The sequence below is a fragment of the Psychrobacter sp. I-STPA10 genome, assembly GCF_021012795.1.
Taxonomy (GTDB): domain Bacteria; phylum Pseudomonadota; class Gammaproteobacteria; order Pseudomonadales; family Moraxellaceae; genus Psychrobacter.
Window position 1 is genome coordinate 156,828 of the sequence record NZ_VFYU01000014.1, and the last position, 16,424, is coordinate 173,251.

Here is a 16,424-nt window from a genome sequence, read left to right on the forward strand (position 1 = left end):
CTATTCATTATCAAGGTAAAATATGACAAGGTAATGATGCTTTGAGTGAGATATTGAGGTCAACAATCTAATATCAAATACATGTCAAACTTACTCTATAAGTCTAATTTTGTCATAAGCTTGGGACATGTTAGACAAAAATAGCAGCTACTGACAGTACAATTACTCACGCTAAAATCATTATCAACCTTACATCTTTGCAATAGTTTCTAATCATCCTCTACTTTATATACATTGTTTCATACCATTGGCACAAAACAGCCAAAAAACACCTAAAAAAAAGCCTCCATCAGTTGATAAAGGCTTAATTTATATATACCACACGAATTATTAACCTGCTTGATCAAGCAGCATGTTACGTAGATGACCAATGGCTTTGGTGGGATTTAAGCCTTTAGGACATACAGAAACACAGTTCATAATACCACGACAACGGAATAAGCTAAATGGATCGTCCAAACGTGCCAAACGAGCTTGTGTGTCACCATCACGGCTATCTGCCACAAAGCGATAGGCATTCAATAATGCAGAAGGACCTAAGAACTTATCAGGATTCCACCAGAATGATGGGCATGATGTTGAGCAACACGCACATAAGATACATTCATACAGACCATTGAGCTTTTCACGCTCTTCTGGAGACTGTAAACGCTCTGTTGGTGGTGCAGGTTGATCATTAATTAAATAAGGGTGAATTTTTTCATATTGTTCATAAAATTGGTTCATATCCACAACCAAATCACGAACCACTGGCAAGCCAGGAAGTGGGCGAATGGTAATCTTCTCTGGCAAAGTATTCATGTTAATCAAACATGATAATCCATTTTTACCATTGATGTTCATGCCATCTGAACCACAAATCCCTTCACGACATGAGCGACGGAAAGTAATCCCTTCGTCCATCTTTTTGAGGCGCAATAATACATCTAATAGCATACGGTCAGATTCAAGCAGCTCGATGGTATAAGTCTGCATGTATGGGGCTGCGTCCTTATCAGGGTCGTAGCGATAAATCTCTATGGTGCGAGTACCTCGGCTCATAGTGTAACTCCAGACGATAATAAGCAGGTTGACAGGTTAGCACATTTTTCTATCACATTCTGTCAAATATAACCAATAAAAAATAACCTACTCATACGTCATTTTATCTTGGCTAATTGACTAAGTATAAAAAACGACTGTCAACGGCTTATAAATTTAAAAAAAGCGAAATTAAAGATTAAATAAAGTTGATCTTAGTATACACGTACTTTAGGCACAACATAATCTACGGTTAAAGGACTTTTGCGTACAGGCTTGTAAATGATACGATTATCACTAGAATACCAAAGTGTATGCTTCATCCATTCATTATCATTACGACCATTTGGTGCAACTTTATCATCTTCAGGACGGTCATAATCTAGTACAGTATGCGCACCACGACACTCATGACGCTTAGCAGCAGACAGCATGGTGGCTTTTGCTACTTCATATAGGTTCGCAACTTCTAAGGCTTCAATACGTGCTGTATTAAATACTTGCGATTTATCAATCAGATGAATTTTTTCTACCTTTTCACGCAGTGCTAAGATTTTTTCAACACCTTCATCCATCAATGCTTGAGTGCGAAATACACTGGCATGTTTTTGCATGGTGGCACGAATTTCATCAGCAACATCTTGTGCATTATAGCCATCAGTTGATTGTTGTAATTTATTGAGTCGACCAAGGGTAAAATCAAGAACACGAGGATCAAGTGGTTTATAATTATGGTCAGCGTGATGGTATTCATCAACAATATGTTTACCAGCAGCACGACCAAAGACAACTAAGTCAAGTAGTGAGTTTGTACCCAAACGATTTGCACCATGAACACTCACACATGCACACTCACCAATAGCATACAAGCCTTTGACAACTTTGCCATCAGTGTATAAGCCCTCTTCATCAACATTGCCGTCCAAATCAGGAACAGTAACTTGTCCATGAATATTAGTAGGTATGCCACCCATCATATAGTGAATGGTTGGAATGACTGGAATCGGCTCTTTGGTAATATCCACGTTCGCAAAATTTTTGCCAATCTCAAATACAGAAGGCAAACGCTTCATGATGGTTTCAACCCCTAAGTGAGTCATATCCATGACGATATATTCACCTTTTGGTCCACAACCACGTCCTTCTTTGATCTCTTGGTCCATAGAACGAGAAACCAAATCACGAGGTGCTAAGTCTTTTACGGTTGGTGCATAACGCTCCATAAAGGCTTCACCATCTTTGTTACGCAAGATAGCACCTTCACCACGACAACCTTCGGTCAATAGTACGCCTGCGCCTGCCACACCTGTTGGGTGGAACTGCCAAAACTCCATGTCTTGTAATGGTACACCAGCACGCACTGCCATACCCAGACCATCACCTGTATTAATATAAGCATTGGTAGAGGCAGCAAAAATACGCCCTGCACCACCCGTCGCTAATACAGTAATTGGCGTTTGGAAGACAGCCACTGCACCTGTCTCTTGCTCAATGGCAATCACACCATTGATGTTACCATCTTCGTCTTTTATTAAATCTAGCGCAATCCATTCAATAAAAAACTGGGTACCTTGCTGTAGATTTTTTTGATATAAAGTGTGCAGTAGTGCATGTCCTGTACGGTCAGCAGCTGCGCAAGCACGTTGTACTGCTTTTTCACCATAATTTGAGGTATGTCCACCAAAAGGACGCTGATAAATTGTACCGTCTTCGTTACGGTCAAATGGCATACCCATGTGCTCAAGCTCATAAACGACTTTGGGTGCTTCGCGACACATATATTCAATGGCATCTTGGTCACCAAGCCAATCTGACCCTTTGACGGTGTCATAAAAGTGAAAGTGCCAGTTATCATTGCTCATATTACCAAGACTTGCACCGATACCACCTTGCGCCGCTACCGTGTGTGAACGTGTTGGAAATACTTTGGTTATCACTGCGACATTCATGCCTGCTTGTGCTAGCTGCAATGACGCACGCATACCTGAACCACCACCACCGACAATAACGGCATCGTAGTTTAGGGTTTTAATATTACTAATGGTATTGTCTTGTCTAGTTGCCATGACAGGTTTCCTAATGACTATAAATTAAAGGCATGGTAGCAATGATTGTCAGTTAAGTTTCAATAACTTATTTTTTTATCATTGTCGCTGCCAATATGATTTTATGTGTTGGGTTAATTGCTCAATACACTAGCTTGATTTAAATGCTCAAAAGTCAAACTATTAAGTACTTAGTACTATTAAGTAATAATGACTGTTTGAACACCAAGACCCCAAAAAATCATAATACCCCAAAATAAATAAACTAAAATCGCAATGATCATCGCAGCTTGTAATACCAAACGTAGACCAGCTGCACTAGGACCAAGTTTGGTACTGGTAATATAGTCAGTAAATACTGTCCACATGCCAACCCATGCATGTCCTGCTAATGCAATAATAGCAACCAAGCTAAATAGACGCATGGGTAGGCTCATCATAAAGCTTACCCACTGCTCATAGGTCACATGTGAATGCATCAAAAAGAAACCCAGCATCACTACGCTATATACTGCCAATACTACTGCACTGATACGCTGTACGATCCAATCACGAGAACCTGAACCTGTTAGTCCTGTTGCACTCTTTATACCTGAGTCATTTTTTCTCATTAGAACATCACCCATACAAATGAAGCCAAAATTAGTATAGCTGCGATGACAAAGCTTATCACAGCCGCAGTGCGACCAGATTTTAGCTCTTCATTCATCCCCATATCAGCTAATAAATGCTTAATACCCATCACAAAATGATAGGCAACAGAGGCTACAAATATCCAAGCGATAAAACGAATCAGCACATTATCAAATACAGTAGCAAAACTCTCAGGTGATGCCAAAGAGCGTTGTAGTAACCATAATATGACAGGGATTAAAAGAAATAAGATAATGCCAGAGATACGATGCAAGATAGAGGCAATCGCAATGGGTGATTTTGCATTGACGCTAATCACTTGACTCAATGGCAGATTGATGGGTCTGTTGCTTTTCACAGCGGGCATCCTTTTGGAGTTAACACCAAAGCATCATAGGTAATTATGCAAATTTTTGCATCTATTATGTTAGTTTTTATCATCAGTATATGATAAAACCTGTCTTACCTGTGCATACTTCAGTTGAATTAAATAAGGAAGAGCTAGCTTGCTGGCTTTACTTCAATAAAAGTACCTATAGTATTCATGAGTAAAGTAGGATAAAACTTACTACTTTATGACTACTATTATTGACTTCTTAAATTAAAAGACTTCACCCTACCTCACTACACTACTTATTACTTATTAAATAAATTATTAAGTATTAACATGCTAACATGAAAATTTGAGCACCTGACAGCAAAAAAATCCCATTGGATTCTTAGAAGTGCTCAATAAATGTAAACAGTGAAATTAGGTTATTTAATGTCATGATTGAAAGACATTATACTTACTATGGTTATAATAGCTACTCTCTTTTGTATTATCTTAATTGAGATAGTTTCAACAGAGATTTGCACTACCACAGCATTTTAACAAGTCGTTATACCAACTAATTATCCTCAAAATATCAACAAAACATTTTTATGTATTGTTATATAAGTTGAGTTTTATTACTAGTATTGGCGTATTGGGTAAAGCTAGCACCAGTTATATTGCAACAATTATAGAGTTTGTTTCTGTTAATTACAAATTAATTCCAAAAAAGTATAATATTTAGTTTATCAGTTGCCATAAAGTTTGGTGGTTAGATTGCCCTAATAATCACAGCAAAGCCAGTGTTTATCTACCACGACCCAAACACCAGTCAATAACCAATAATGACACCTGAGGGTCAAACTGATAGAATATTTTTTGCATTTATCGCTAATTTCAGCATTTTATCTTACTATTTTACCCAAATTTGTTATAAGATAATCAGATACGAGAAACTCTTAATTGCTAAGTTTAGGGACAAGATTTAGATTTAGTACCACTAAGAGTTTTATGGTATAGCGACAGTTTTTGGGCTCACTAAGGGAATAGACTAAAAACTTGCACAATGTCACACCTTTATACTGCTTATTATATACTTTCAATTTTGTGACCAAAACTTGGTGATATATATAGCAAAACTTATTTATATATCTCCTTGGTATGCGTTTTACATATATTGTTACAAATAAAAAGAGCAAAGGTTACTGGTTTGGCAGATTATAGCTTTTAAACTAGATAGAATCTCTTAACCTAAATCCAAATAAGATAAATAGTAATACCAATTTACCCTGTTTGGATATAGACTGTTTTATCTGCATAATTTGTAATTTTATCCCTATCACCATCTTTTATTATCTGTATCAATATAAAGTGGTCATGGTTAACCTGATAATGGCTTTGGTTTGATAAGCAGATAATAAATAAAACATCACAAACACTACCAATAAACATCATGGTAATAAACAACAATGAGAGGAATTTATGGCAAATGAAAAAGCGACCTTAACCGTCGATGGCAAAGAGTATGATCTACCAATTATCACAGGTACTTTAGGTCGTCCTGTTATTGATGTAGCAGCATTTCAAGACGCTGGCTACTGGACGTATGACCCTGGCTTTAAAGTAACTGCTCCTGTTGAGTCAAAAATTACATTTATTGATGGTGGTAAAGGTGAACTATTACACCGTGGCTATCCTATTGACCAATTGGCTGATAATGCAGAGTATTTAGAGGTTTGCTACGCTTTATTGCATGGAGAGTTACCAAACGCTGAGCAAAAAGAAGACTTTTATAAAAAAGTACAAAAGCACTCAAGTGTTCATGACCAACTGCGCAAATTCTTTGAAGGTTTCCGCCGTGATGCTCATCCAATGGCAATTATGGTGGGTGTTGTTGGTGCTTTATCTGCTTTTTATCATGATGGCTTAGATGTCAGTGATGAGAAACATCGTGAAATCACTGCGATTCGTTTGATTTCAAAAATGCCAACTTTGGCTGCCATGAGCTATAAATACTCTCGTGGCGAACCATTCATGTATCCACGTAATGACTTTAATTACGCTGAAAACTTTTTATACATGATGTTTGCAACGCCTGCTGATGTTAATTATAAGGTCAATCCTGTATTGGCTCGTGCAATGGATAAAATCTTTACGCTGCATGCTGACCATGAGCAAAATGCTTCTACGTCAACAGTACGTTTGGCTGGCTCAACCGGTGCAAACCCTTATGCATGTATCGCTGCAGGTATCGCTGCACTTTGGGGACCTTCACATGGTGGCGCAAACGAAGCAGTACTTGAGATGCTAGATGAAATCGGCACGGTTGAAAATGTCGATGAGTTTATGGAAAAAGTAAAACGCAAAGAAGTGAAGCTGATGGGCTTTGGTCACCGTGTTTACAAAAACTTTGACCCTCGTGCCAAGGTAATGAAAGAAACTTGTGATGAGGTACTAGAAGCATTGGGTATTGATGACCCGAAACTTGAGCTTGCCATGAAGCTTGAGAAAATTGCTTTAGAAGACCCTTACTTTGTAGAGCGTAATTTATATCCAAACGTTGACTTCTACTCAGGTATTATTCTAAAAGCGATTGGTATTCCAACCTCAATGTTTACTGTTATCTTTGCTCTAGCACGTACAGCAGGCTGGATTAGCCATTGGTTAGAGATGCACAGCGCACCATTTAAGATTGGTCGTCCACGTCAGCTTTACACTGGCGAAACCAAGCGTGACTTTGTAAAACTTGAAGACCGTAAATAGCCGTTAATCCAAATATTTTTAACAAACAAAGCTATAAAAAGCCCATTCAATTGATATTGAGTGGGCTTTTTCTATATGTTATCAAATTTTTAGATTAAGACTTACACAATTTTAGACAAATATTCGTAGATAAACAAACGTCATTTTATTTATAGAGTCCGCATTACTCAAACTCTTTGAGCTTTTGTTCATATTTTGCAATTTGCTCATCATATCCTGCAATGGTTTGGTTAAATTCTGCCATTAATTTTTCAAAGTCCTGTTTTTGTTTTTGTTGCTCTAAAATTTGTGCTTCTTTGATTGCTTGTAGCTCGGCACTTTGTTGTGCCTCTATCTGTTCCCAGATTTGATATTGTTGTAGTAGCCTCGCCAGTGTTGGCATTTTTATGGTGAGTCTTTCTGCCAATTCAGCATTTTTAAACAGGTCAGGAACTAACATGGCAATACTTAATAAGGTATCAACGGTTTCTGCTGTTAATGGTTTATCAGCAGATGAATATAATGCCTGCATCGCTGTTTGATAACGTGTTTTTATTTGTTCTTTGGTCAATATTTTTGGCGGAGTGATGACGGTTGTTGCCAGTGGTAATTGTACCTCATCAGGTTGTTGCTCAGCTAACACAGCATCGACAGATAGCTCAGGTTTGGGTGGCAACGTGTTTACTTGTGTCTGTGTTACCTCTCTTCTGCTACTCTCTGTATCTGCATCATTATCACTATCGCTATCGCTACTATCCGCACTCGCATTGTCATTAACTGTACTATTAACAGAATCGCTAATAGTATTAGTATCGCGCACAATGTCACTGTCATTATCTAAGTTTGGCACATCTTGCATGCTCTTTACTTCATCAAGTGTTTTTACCGTCTCTGTTTCTTTATTTTCACTGTCTACCCGACTGATACTCATAGGCACATCGGCTGTTTGCAATGCTTCATACTCTGCTTGCAAACTATTTTGCAGATTTAGGACTTGGGTAATATAGATGGGCTGAAACTCTTCAATGGCTGCCAATGCTTCTGCACTTGCAACCGCGTCTTTTATTTTTATACTTGCTATCTGACTATCTTGTGTTTCTGTATTATTACGCTGACAGGCAGACATAGTTAGTAACATGCTTAGGGTTAATACACTTAGACAGATACTTTTACTTACAATGGGCATTTTTATCTTGTCGGTGCGTGGACGATAAACAGCAAAATGAGTCGACATTACAGACCCTCAGCATTTTAAAAATAAGTATTATAAAGTCAGAAACCATAAATAATATAGCACAGGCATGTGACAAGTTATTGCTGCTATTAATTCTCTATTATAAAACTGTTATAAGATATAGTCTGCCTACGATAATTCCACCACGGTGTCTCACTAGATGGGTGTACTATTTACATTCGGTTGCCTTATGGTGACATTATATTAGATTGAATATGTTATTTATTTAAAAATTCTATTTATTCCCCTTAATCTTAATGTAGTGGTGATAAAAAAGGGATACATGCTTGCCATGCACTACAATCCTCCCCGCGCTCACGGCGCAAAAAATAATCTTGTACCATACGTGCTTGCTGCTCAATACCAAATGAAGAGAAGGATTTATCTTTTGATAAGACATAACCATAACGACGATTAAATAAAGCGCCACGTACCACTTTAACCCCTTGTTGCAATTGCCACACATGGGTCAATTCATGCACCAGCCAGCCTTGTTTACTAAGTGATTGTTCAGTAAAGTCCTCTACCCAGTCGTTATAATGAAAATAGATATTTCCGTTTGGGCTAACGGCATAGTTTTTTAGTACCCACCATGCTGTTTTGATAGATATGTGCTGCACATCAAGCTGTGACCCAAAAACTGACTGTGCTAACTGCTTTTCTTGGGTGGTCAGCGGGCGTGATTTTCTGATGCGAAAACGGTCAATAAATGACCAAAATAACTTTTTTATCATAATTTATCTCAAAAAAATAATTTGTCTCAAAAAACTTAAAACCTATGGTTTACTATTTACTATGATACTAAAATTAATTAAGCAGTGGTTATAACAAATTAGATTCAGCTAAATATATAGCAGACTATGGTCGAAGCAGACTAAAACAGATACAAGGTGACCGAGTGCAGATAGTTTGGTTGTATAGCAAATGAGGTTAACACCGTCGCTGTTTAGTAGCTCTGTGCCTATATACAAAATACAAAGAGTTTACGCAAAGGATATGAATATAATAACATCACTATTGGTCACTTATGATACGCTATCTTAATTACACTCATTTTGCTTATTATGCCATATAGATTATGACTCAATTACCACTGACTGACCAAACAAGCCGTCAAACCGACACACCACTAGCAGGGCGTATGCGACCTAATAGTCTAGATAAAGTCATTGGACAAACGCATCTACTAGGAGAAGGTGCACCCATTCAACAATTTGTAGCCCATGGTCATCTACCGTCACTTATTTTGCATGGTGAGGCGGGTATTGGAAAAACCACCATCGCCATGCTGCTTGCCAAAGCGGTAAACCGTCCGTTTTATCCTCTGTCAGCAATTAACATTGGGGTTAAGCAACTGCGAGAGATATTAGACCATAAAGATGGATTTGATATATCGCCGCCAGTGGTTTTTATTGATGAGATTCACCGCTTTAATAAAGCACAACAAGATGCGTTACTTGGAGCCGTAGAATCAGGAGATATTACCTTAATTGGTGCTACCACAGAAAACCCTTCATTTAGTGTTAATAATGCGCTACTGTCTCGTTGTCAGGTTTATCGCTTGCAGCCACTCAATCAAACGCAAATTGCTGAGTTATTACAGCGAGCCATCAGCCAAGATGCGGTATTATCCAAACTACCAATAAAATTACAGGCACAAAATAGCATTGTTAATTTGGCACAAGGGGACGCTCGTAAAGCACTAAATTTACTTGAGATGGCAGTACAAGCCTCTGACCAAACCCAAGCACAAATTATAATTGACGATGCGCTATTGTCTCGGGTGGCACAAACCTCACTGCAACGCTACGATAAAGATGGGGAACAGCACTACGACATCATCTCAGCAATGATAAAATCGGTACGTGGCTCTGACCCTGATGCTGCACTGTATTGGATGGCTCGTATGTTAGTCGCTGGTGAACCGCCTGAATTTATTGCCAGAAGATTGGTGATTCTTGCCAGTGAGGATATTGGTAATGCCAATCCCAATGCCTTACTGCTAGCCGATGCTGCGCTGCGTAGTGTTAAAAGTATTGGTATGCCAGAAGCACGGATTATTTTAGGGCAAGTGGTGGTGTACCTTGCCACCAGTGCCAAAAGCAACAGCACTTATACCGCCATTAATCAAGCGATGGCGTTGGCAAAAAAAGACCAATCGCCAGTACCGCTACATTTACGTAATGGGGTCACTGAGCTGATGCAAACGCAAGGTTATGGAAAAGGCTATGTGTATCCACATGATCATCGTAACCATTATTATCCACAGCAATATTTACCTGATAACCTAGTAGGTACACAGTTTTATCAATATGCTGATAATCGACGTGAACAGCACAGCAAGCAGTTTATGGCATGGTTGCAATCTCAAGTGGCAGCCAATCAATCGTCATAATTATTTATAATGGATAACGACTTGTCATCATCAAGCCCAATGATGACTCAAACAATCATGGCGAAGTCTGACAATCCCTTATACAATAGCCTGCATATATTTTATGATTAATATTTTAAAATAAACGACATAACTAACGAGATACTTATGACCTTAAATAGTACCAAAGAAATTATTGATGACATTCAAGCTGGAAAAATGGTCATCTTAATGGACGATGAAGACCGTGAAAATGAGGGTGACTTGCTGATGGCAGCCACTCATGTGCGTCCTGAAGATATTAACTTTATGATTACTCATGCGCGTGGATTGGTGTGTTTGACCTTGACAGAAAAGCGATGTCAACGCTTAAACCTAGCCCCCATGTCGCAAAATAATGGCTCAAAGTTTGGTACAGCATTTACCCAATCTATTGAAGCCGCCAAAGGTGTGACCACAGGCATCTCGGCTGCTGATAGAACCAAAACCATACAAGCGGCTGTCTCAGCAACTGCCAAAGCCGAAGATATTGTGCAGCCAGGGCATATCTTTCCGATTATGGCACAAAATGGTGGGGTGTTGCATCGGGCAGGACATACCGAAGCAGGCTGTGATTTAACCCGATTAGCAGGGCTTGAGCCCGCAGCAGTGATTTGTGAAATTACCAATGCTGATGGTACGATGGCTCGCCGTGATGATTTAGAAAAATTTGCCGCTGAACATGACCTTAAAATTGGTACCATTGCAGATTTAATCAATTATCGTATTGCCCATGAGCAAACCATTGAAGAAGTGGAAGTTCGTGACTTTCATACGGACTATGGTACGTTTACCCTGCACCGCTTCCGTGAATATGGCGCAACAGAGACGCATCTGGCATTGGTCAAAGGTGAGCCAAGCGAAGGCACTAGTACTATTCGTGTGCATGGCTTCCACCCATTGCGTGATTTATTTGCCGCCAAACATGATGAGACAGGGCGTAGTGGCTGGAGCGTGCAAGCCGCTCTTAAAGAAATCAGCCAGTCTGATAGAGGGGTGTTGGTATGGATTGGTAATAACGATCCTGTTAATTTAGGCGATACTCTGGATAAAGCGGCAAATAACCAGTCAGTCAATTCATTATCCAACCAACCTTATCGTAGTATTGGTGTTGGTGCACAAATCTTGCGCCATCTTGGGGTACATAACATGCGCTTATTGTCTTCACCAATGAAGTTTTTTGCTTTATCGGGTTTTGACTTAAATGTGGTTGAGTTTGTCGAAGCGCCTGACTGCAAAAATAGCTAAATAGACTTCAGCTAAAATAAATGATGATGTTCTAAAAAACATGCTATACCCTCCCTAAGAGGCGTTAAGGCTTGTTTATCAAAGCAAGCACTGCAATTTTAGCCTTGCAAGGGAATTTCTTTAAATAGAAATTCCTACAAGGAGGGGGCTAGGGGGAAGGCTAAGACTGTGGTAATTTATTAAAAATAACCACAACGATACTTTTTGAAACACCACCAAATAAATATCAAGTAATAATCACATATCTTCTGTTTTTATAACTTAGTCATCAGTGGCTATCTAATAGTGGCCACTAGTATGATAAAAATAATGATAAAACAGTGACACAAAAAATAATTGTATATAGTCAATCTAATATAAATCCACCACAAAGCAACCAAGTGTAGCAAGTGTAGATAGCACCCACATCAAGCGAGGTTAACCTCGTGGTAGATTTATCGTAGACAGACTATACAAACAAGCACCGTTTTAATCACCTAATATTCTATATTACTGTGTATACATCTTTATTTAATATGTATTTAAAAAATATCTTACTATCTTCTCCCCATACTAATACTGGCTTACCAATAACTATTGTGGGCAAAGGCAAGCCCATATTATTGCTGCATGCTTTTGGTATGGATAGCAGAGAATTTATTCCGTTTATTGCACCATTAAGCACCCGCTATCAATTTTATTTACCGCACTTTCGAGGATTTGGACTGGCTAGTAATATAAAACTTACCCAATTTGACTTTATTGAGCAATATGCTGATGATACGCAAGCGGTTATTTCTCATATCTGTAACGAGCACAGAATCACATCTTTACCCGTTGCTGCTATCTCGATGGGGGCGTTGGTAATGTGGGCGTATTTCCAGCGGTTTGGAACAGATAAAATAAGCCGTTATCTTAATATTGATCAATCACCTGTGATTCACAATCAACCCGATTGGCAAGGGGGATTGTTTGGTGAGCAACAAGGCGAAATCTTTGCCAATTTCCAAAAAATTTTGGATACTGCCCTGCCCTATCTTAATAATATCGATTCATTTACTCATCTACCTTATAAAGTTAAGCGACAAATGCTGTATATGGAACGGCAATTTTCGCTGCTGTCTGTGGGACGTTGGCAGTCAAAAGCAATAATTCACCTCCTAGGTTATCGTACGCCTCAGCGTCTAGTATTTTATAAACACCCGACTTGGCAACATAAGCTGTGCTGCTTGTCTGCCTATCTGAAGCTGCCTTATGACTACCGTGCTGCTATTGATAATATTGATATTCCTGTTACTTTGTTAATAGGTGCTCGCTCTAAACTATATGCCCCTGCTTGGCAAAGTAAATTAGCAGGGTATTTAGAAGATGTTAACGAGATAATATTGCCCCACTCAGGACATGCCATACCGTTGGATGCACCAGTAGGATTTTATCAGACGCTTAAACAATTTTTGGATAAGAGGTAGTTATATTAAACATATACCTATCCTAAAATGGCTCAGCTTTTTCCACAATTACAAAGATATTTTTAAAACTTTATGCTACAGTAATCATAGCTTCATTATAGTAGTCTATTAAGGATATCAATCATGCGACAAGCTCTCATTGCACTTTTAATAATGCTGGGTATCGGTATCAGTCCATATAGTATGGCAGCATCTGATACTCAATCTAACGAAGAAGCTTTTGTTGATGTTATTGGTAGTATTTGTGAAAGAGAAGCTTTTGATATCATGATTATCAAGCAGTCAGGGGGCACACCTGACGTTGCCCAACAATATCTTAATAACGAAATCCTACAACCACTACAAAAAACCATCCAAGAAGATGCCAAAGTCAATCCTGATTTTGGTCAGCTAATCATAGATTTATCTGCGGTATTTTCTCAAATAATTCTTAGAATGGCATGGGAAGACAATACCAATGTGGTTCAAGAACAAGTCACCAAATATGGCTCAGCAGAGCTTAATCAAAAGCAACAAGAGGAAACTTGGGAACAGATAAAAACACATGCAGCAGGCTTTTCTACTCAGATGGAAATGATGTGTGAAACTGAGCTACATAAAGCTATACCCACCCTGCAAAAGAAATAGCAGATTGGATGGAAAGATGCTAATATCTTAATATAATCAAGCTAACTATATTAATATTTGTAATTAGATTTAGGTACTTTGAAGGGACACTATGAAAAAAATAACTTTCTTTATTATTTCTATTACAGTACTAAGTACTAATTCTATAGCTTTAGCTGCAAATCCATCTAGTTTATCTTACGAAGCAAGAGACTATATAGAATCTCAATCACTAAGTGCTCTATCATGTGCTAGTAATTACAGTACTGTTGAAGATGTTAGACTAACCTATTGGGATTATAGAAATAATGGTCTTTATGTTCGAGGTGATTATAAAATACGTGGATTCTGGGGACGGGTATCTGGTGCATTTAAAGCTACTATTACATATGATGGACAAATCACATGGATGAGTTGGAAAGAACCAGTTGCTAGTGGTACAGTCTCTAGAAGCTGTCTAAACTAATTATTTAGCATCTAAACTAATTCCAACTAGGTTAGTTATACTTAATTTGTATAAGTCTCAACCAACTCAAACCTTGGTACTTGTTGACCATCAACCGTCACCATCTCAGTAAACATTGCTAACGGTCGTACCCATACACTATAGTCACCATAAAGACAGCGATAGACCACCATAAGCTCATCGGTCTCGGAATGGCGAGCGGTATGCAAGACTTGATAAAGGTTGCCTTTATAGTGGCGGTAAATGCCTTGGGGAATTGGGGTATTAGAATTATGGTCTTTACTTAAATTATTACCCAAACCAGTTCTCCAGTTTTAAACCATCAATCATAGTAAAGTCTTTGGTATTACGAGTAACCAATATCATATCATTAGCCATTGCCACACTGGCAATTTGACTATCAACAAAACCAACAGGTGTACCCGCCTGCTTTGCATTTGCTCGGATACTGGCATGAATATCAGCACAGCTTTTAGTATAGTTTAAACAAGGTAAAGTAATAATTTGAGAGTTTAGGAAATCATACACTCTTTGTTTTTTTTTACCCTTTGGCATGATTTGATAACCATAATATAACTCTTGCCAAACAGGTATCGCTAAATATATTTGGTTCAAACAATCATAATACTGTTTGACCACCTTTTTATTGGCTAACGGTCTGATAACTTCAGAAAATGTATTGGTATCTAAAACATACATCACATATCGTCCCAATTAAACTCACGACCTTCTTCTTTAGAACGTACATCAGCCCATGGGTCTTGCCAATCTTGATAATCAGTCTCGCTTAACTCCTGTTCAAGCTTTTTTCGCCACGCCAAAAAACTCGCCTGCCTATCCGAACACTCTTTATCAAATTGTCTAGATTCTGCTTGATGTAAATGGATAACCAAACGATTTTCTTGCTTTTGAATTTCTACCTGTTCTGTATCTACATGAAATCCAGCAGGCAAGGCAATTAATTGCTCTGCACCAATATTGATTATTTTTGCAATGGTCATAATCACCTCACCTACTTTTTATCATCTAAAACGAACTATCACGCCACTGTCACCTTAGCAAATGCCTTTTTACCTGCTTGAATGACAGCAGTTTGTCCACTGGTTAAATTAAAGCCAGCATCGACCACTTCATTATCAACCTTTACCGCACCACGTTTCACCATGTCTTTAGCAGAGGCGTTATTTTTGGCAAGTTCGGCTTGGTTTAGGATTTGAGTAATAAACAATGCCTCTTGTCCGTCCTCTAACTCAAGCATCACTTCGGGCAAATCAACAGGCAATTCTCCATCAGCTAGCACATTACCTGCTGATTTATGGGCATTTTCTGCTGACTCTTTATCATGGAAACGCTCAATTAATTCTTCTGCCAATATGCGTTTTATCTCTTGTGGATTGCGACCATTTTCCATCTCTGCCATCAATGCGTCCACTTCTTCCATCGGCTTAAAGCTTAAAAACTCAAAGTAACGGCGGATTAGCGTATCTGGCATAGATAGGATTTTTTGATACATGGTGCCAGGGGTGTCGTAAATAGCGACATAATTACCCAATGATTTGGACATTTTATTGACACCGTCCAAACCTTCCAAAATCGGCACAGTGATACATACCTGTGGCGTTTGTCCATAGCGAGATTGTAAGGTACGTCCCATCAGCAGGTTAAAGGTCTGGTCAGTTCCGCCCAATTCTACGTCCGCTTTTAGGGCAATCGAGTCATAACCTTGCACCAATGGGTATAAAAACTCATGGATAGAAATGGGTGTTTGTGCTGCATAACGCTTAGAGAAGTCATCACGCTCTAGCATACGTGACACAGTCTGCTGACTGGCAAGCTGTATCATATCGGCTGCACTCATGTCATTAAACCACTCGGAGTTAAAAACCACTCGGGTTTTATCTTTATCCAAGATTTTAAATACTTGCTCGGCATAAGTTTTGGCATTGGCTTTGATTTGTTCATCGGTCAATGGTGGACGGGTGGCATTTTTGCCTGAGGGGTCACCAATTTTGGCAGTGTAATCTCCAATCAAAAAGTAAATCTCATGCCCCAAATCTTGGAAATGTTTAAGTTTATTAATCAATACCGTATGCCCCAAATGTAAGTCAGGGGCAGTAGGGTCAAAACCTGCTTTAATTTTTAGTGGACGGTTTTCTTTAAGCTTGGCAACCAAATCTTCCTCGGATAGAATTTCATGGGTACCACGCTGGATAAGTTTCAGTTGTTCTTCAACAGATAATTGGCTCATTTGTCTCT

Annotated in this window: 16 protein-coding genes; 6 read left to right on the forward strand and 10 right to left on the reverse strand. The window is 38.7% G+C overall.

The genetic code is table 11. The features are described 5' to 3' along the window. Positions 1 to 330 precede the first annotated feature (330 nt). From FHK89_RS06530 to sdhC, 4 genes are all read right to left on the reverse strand, one after another. Positions 331 to 1,041: a succinate dehydrogenase iron-sulfur subunit gene (locus FHK89_RS06530; protein ID WP_230658234.1), complete on the reverse strand. Its 711-nt coding sequence runs from the start codon at positions 1,039 to 1,041 to the stop codon at positions 331 to 333. Positions 1,042 to 1,235: 194 nt separating this feature from the next. Beyond that, entirely contained in the window at positions 1,236 to 3,086 is a 1,851-nt protein-coding gene (sdhA, locus tag FHK89_RS06535) for a succinate dehydrogenase flavoprotein subunit (RefSeq protein ID WP_230658237.1), read from the reverse strand. A gap of 179 nt (positions 3,087 to 3,265) precedes the next feature. Next, a complete protein-coding gene (sdhD, locus tag FHK89_RS06540) occupies positions 3,266 to 3,655 on the reverse strand; it encodes a succinate dehydrogenase, hydrophobic membrane anchor protein (protein ID WP_230658413.1) in 390 nt (129 codons plus the stop codon). 20 nt (positions 3,656 to 3,675) lie between these two features. Continuing rightward, complete coding sequence (gene sdhC / locus FHK89_RS06545) at positions 3,676 to 4,065, reverse strand: succinate dehydrogenase, cytochrome b556 subunit (protein WP_230658240.1); 390 nt, start codon at positions 4,063 to 4,065, stop codon at positions 3,676 to 3,678. A 1,428-nt stretch (positions 4,066 to 5,493) separates the two neighbouring features. On the opposite strand from sdhC, the gene gltA reads away from it, so the two are divergent. Continuing rightward, positions 5,494 to 6,774, forward strand: a complete 1,281-nt coding sequence (gene gltA / locus FHK89_RS06550; RefSeq protein WP_230658243.1) for a citrate synthase — start codon at positions 5,494 to 5,496, stop codon at positions 6,772 to 6,774. A gap of 163 nt (positions 6,775 to 6,937) precedes the next feature. Here gltA and FHK89_RS06555 read toward each other — a convergent pair whose 3' ends face one another. Then, on the reverse strand, positions 6,938 to 7,987 hold the full coding sequence (locus FHK89_RS06555) for a hypothetical protein (protein ID WP_230658246.1): 1,050 nt from the start codon (positions 7,985 to 7,987) through the stop codon (positions 6,938 to 6,940). Positions 7,988 to 8,241: 254 nt separating this feature from the next. Then, complete coding sequence (locus FHK89_RS06560; RefSeq protein WP_230658249.1) at positions 8,242 to 8,721, reverse strand: type IV secretion protein Rhs; 480 nt, start codon at positions 8,719 to 8,721, stop codon at positions 8,242 to 8,244. A 344-nt stretch (positions 8,722 to 9,065) separates the two neighbouring features. On the opposite strand from FHK89_RS06560, the gene FHK89_RS06565 reads away from it, so the two are divergent. The 5 genes from FHK89_RS06565 (at position 9,066) to FHK89_RS06585 (ending at position 14,168) form a co-directional block, all read left to right on the forward strand. Then, positions 9,066 to 10,382: a replication-associated recombination protein A gene (locus FHK89_RS06565; protein ID WP_230658252.1), complete on the forward strand. Its 1,317-nt coding sequence runs from the start codon at positions 9,066 to 9,068 to the stop codon at positions 10,380 to 10,382. A gap of 147 nt (positions 10,383 to 10,529) precedes the next feature. After that, a complete protein-coding gene (ribBA, locus tag FHK89_RS06570; RefSeq protein ID WP_230658254.1) occupies positions 10,530 to 11,648 on the forward strand; it encodes a bifunctional 3,4-dihydroxy-2-butanone-4-phosphate synthase/GTP cyclohydrolase II in 1,119 nt (372 codons plus the stop codon). A 515-nt stretch (positions 11,649 to 12,163) separates the two neighbouring features. Next, on the forward strand, positions 12,164 to 13,096 hold the full coding sequence (locus tag FHK89_RS06575) for an alpha/beta fold hydrolase (protein WP_230658257.1): 933 nt from the start codon (positions 12,164 to 12,166) through the stop codon (positions 13,094 to 13,096). A gap of 123 nt (positions 13,097 to 13,219) precedes the next feature. Continuing rightward, positions 13,220 to 13,723 (forward strand): hypothetical protein, encoded by a 504-nt coding sequence (locus tag FHK89_RS06580; protein ID WP_230658259.1) that lies wholly within the window; start codon positions 13,220 to 13,222, stop codon positions 13,721 to 13,723. A gap of 91 nt (positions 13,724 to 13,814) precedes the next feature. Continuing rightward, a complete protein-coding gene (locus tag FHK89_RS06585; protein ID WP_230658262.1) occupies positions 13,815 to 14,168 on the forward strand; it encodes a hypothetical protein in 354 nt (117 codons plus the stop codon). Between the two features lie 41 nt (positions 14,169 to 14,209). Here the strand turns inward: FHK89_RS06585 and FHK89_RS06590 are convergent, their stop codons facing one another. The 4 genes from FHK89_RS06590 to tyrS are packed head-to-tail and all read right to left on the reverse strand — an operon-like array spanning position 14,210 to position 16,416. Further along, entirely contained in the window at positions 14,210 to 14,467 is a 258-nt protein-coding gene (locus tag FHK89_RS06590) for a DUF1653 domain-containing protein (RefSeq protein WP_230658265.1), read from the reverse strand. After that, entirely contained in the window at positions 14,460 to 14,867 is a 408-nt protein-coding gene (locus tag FHK89_RS06595; protein WP_230658415.1) for a type II toxin-antitoxin system VapC family toxin, read from the reverse strand. Before FHK89_RS06595 ends, FHK89_RS06590 begins: the two co-directional genes overlap by 8 nt. After that, a complete protein-coding gene (locus FHK89_RS06600) occupies positions 14,867 to 15,169 on the reverse strand; it encodes a hypothetical protein (RefSeq protein ID WP_230658268.1) in 303 nt (100 codons plus the stop codon). Before FHK89_RS06600 ends, FHK89_RS06595 begins: the two co-directional genes overlap by 1 nt. 38 nt (positions 15,170 to 15,207) lie before the next feature. Beyond that, a complete protein-coding gene (tyrS, locus tag FHK89_RS06605; RefSeq protein WP_230658271.1) occupies positions 15,208 to 16,416 on the reverse strand; it encodes a tyrosine--tRNA ligase in 1,209 nt (402 codons plus the stop codon). Positions 16,417 to 16,424: the final 8 nt, after the last annotated feature.

Excerpts from the sequence above, each read along its gene's own strand:
- FHK89_RS06530 (WP_230658234.1), bottom strand. The coding sequence starts at position 1,041 with ATGAGCCGAGGTACTCGCACCATAGAGATTTATCGCTACGACCCTGAT.
- sdhA (WP_230658237.1), bottom strand. The coding sequence starts at position 3,086 with ATGGCAACTAGACAAGACAATACCATTAGTAATATTAAAACCCTAAAC.
- sdhC (WP_230658240.1), bottom strand. The coding sequence starts at position 4,065 with ATGCCCGCTGTGAAAAGCAACAGACCCATCAATCTGCCATTGAGTCAA.
- gltA (WP_230658243.1), top strand. The coding sequence starts at position 5,494 with ATGGCAAATGAAAAAGCGACCTTAACCGTCGATGGCAAAGAGTATGAT.
- FHK89_RS06555 (WP_230658246.1), bottom strand. The coding sequence starts at position 7,987 with ATGTCGACTCATTTTGCTGTTTATCGTCCACGCACCGACAAGATAAAA.
- FHK89_RS06560 (WP_230658249.1), bottom strand. The coding sequence starts at position 8,721 with ATGATAAAAAAGTTATTTTGGTCATTTATTGACCGTTTTCGCATCAGA.
- FHK89_RS06565 (WP_230658252.1), top strand. The coding sequence starts at position 9,066 with ATGACTCAATTACCACTGACTGACCAAACAAGCCGTCAAACCGACACA.
- ribBA (WP_230658254.1), top strand. The coding sequence starts at position 10,530 with ATGACCTTAAATAGTACCAAAGAAATTATTGATGACATTCAAGCTGGA.
- FHK89_RS06575 (WP_230658257.1), top strand. The coding sequence starts at position 12,164 with ATGTATTTAAAAAATATCTTACTATCTTCTCCCCATACTAATACTGGC.
- FHK89_RS06580 (WP_230658259.1), top strand. The coding sequence starts at position 13,220 with ATGCGACAAGCTCTCATTGCACTTTTAATAATGCTGGGTATCGGTATC.
- FHK89_RS06585 (WP_230658262.1), top strand. The coding sequence starts at position 13,815 with ATGAAAAAAATAACTTTCTTTATTATTTCTATTACAGTACTAAGTACT.
- FHK89_RS06595 (WP_230658415.1), bottom strand. The coding sequence starts at position 14,867 with ATGTATGTTTTAGATACCAATACATTTTCTGAAGTTATCAGACCGTTA.
- FHK89_RS06600 (WP_230658268.1), bottom strand. The coding sequence starts at position 15,169 with ATGACCATTGCAAAAATAATCAATATTGGTGCAGAGCAATTAATTGCC.
- tyrS (WP_230658271.1), bottom strand. The coding sequence starts at position 16,416 with ATGAGCCAATTATCTGTTGAAGAACAACTGAAACTTATCCAGCGTGGT.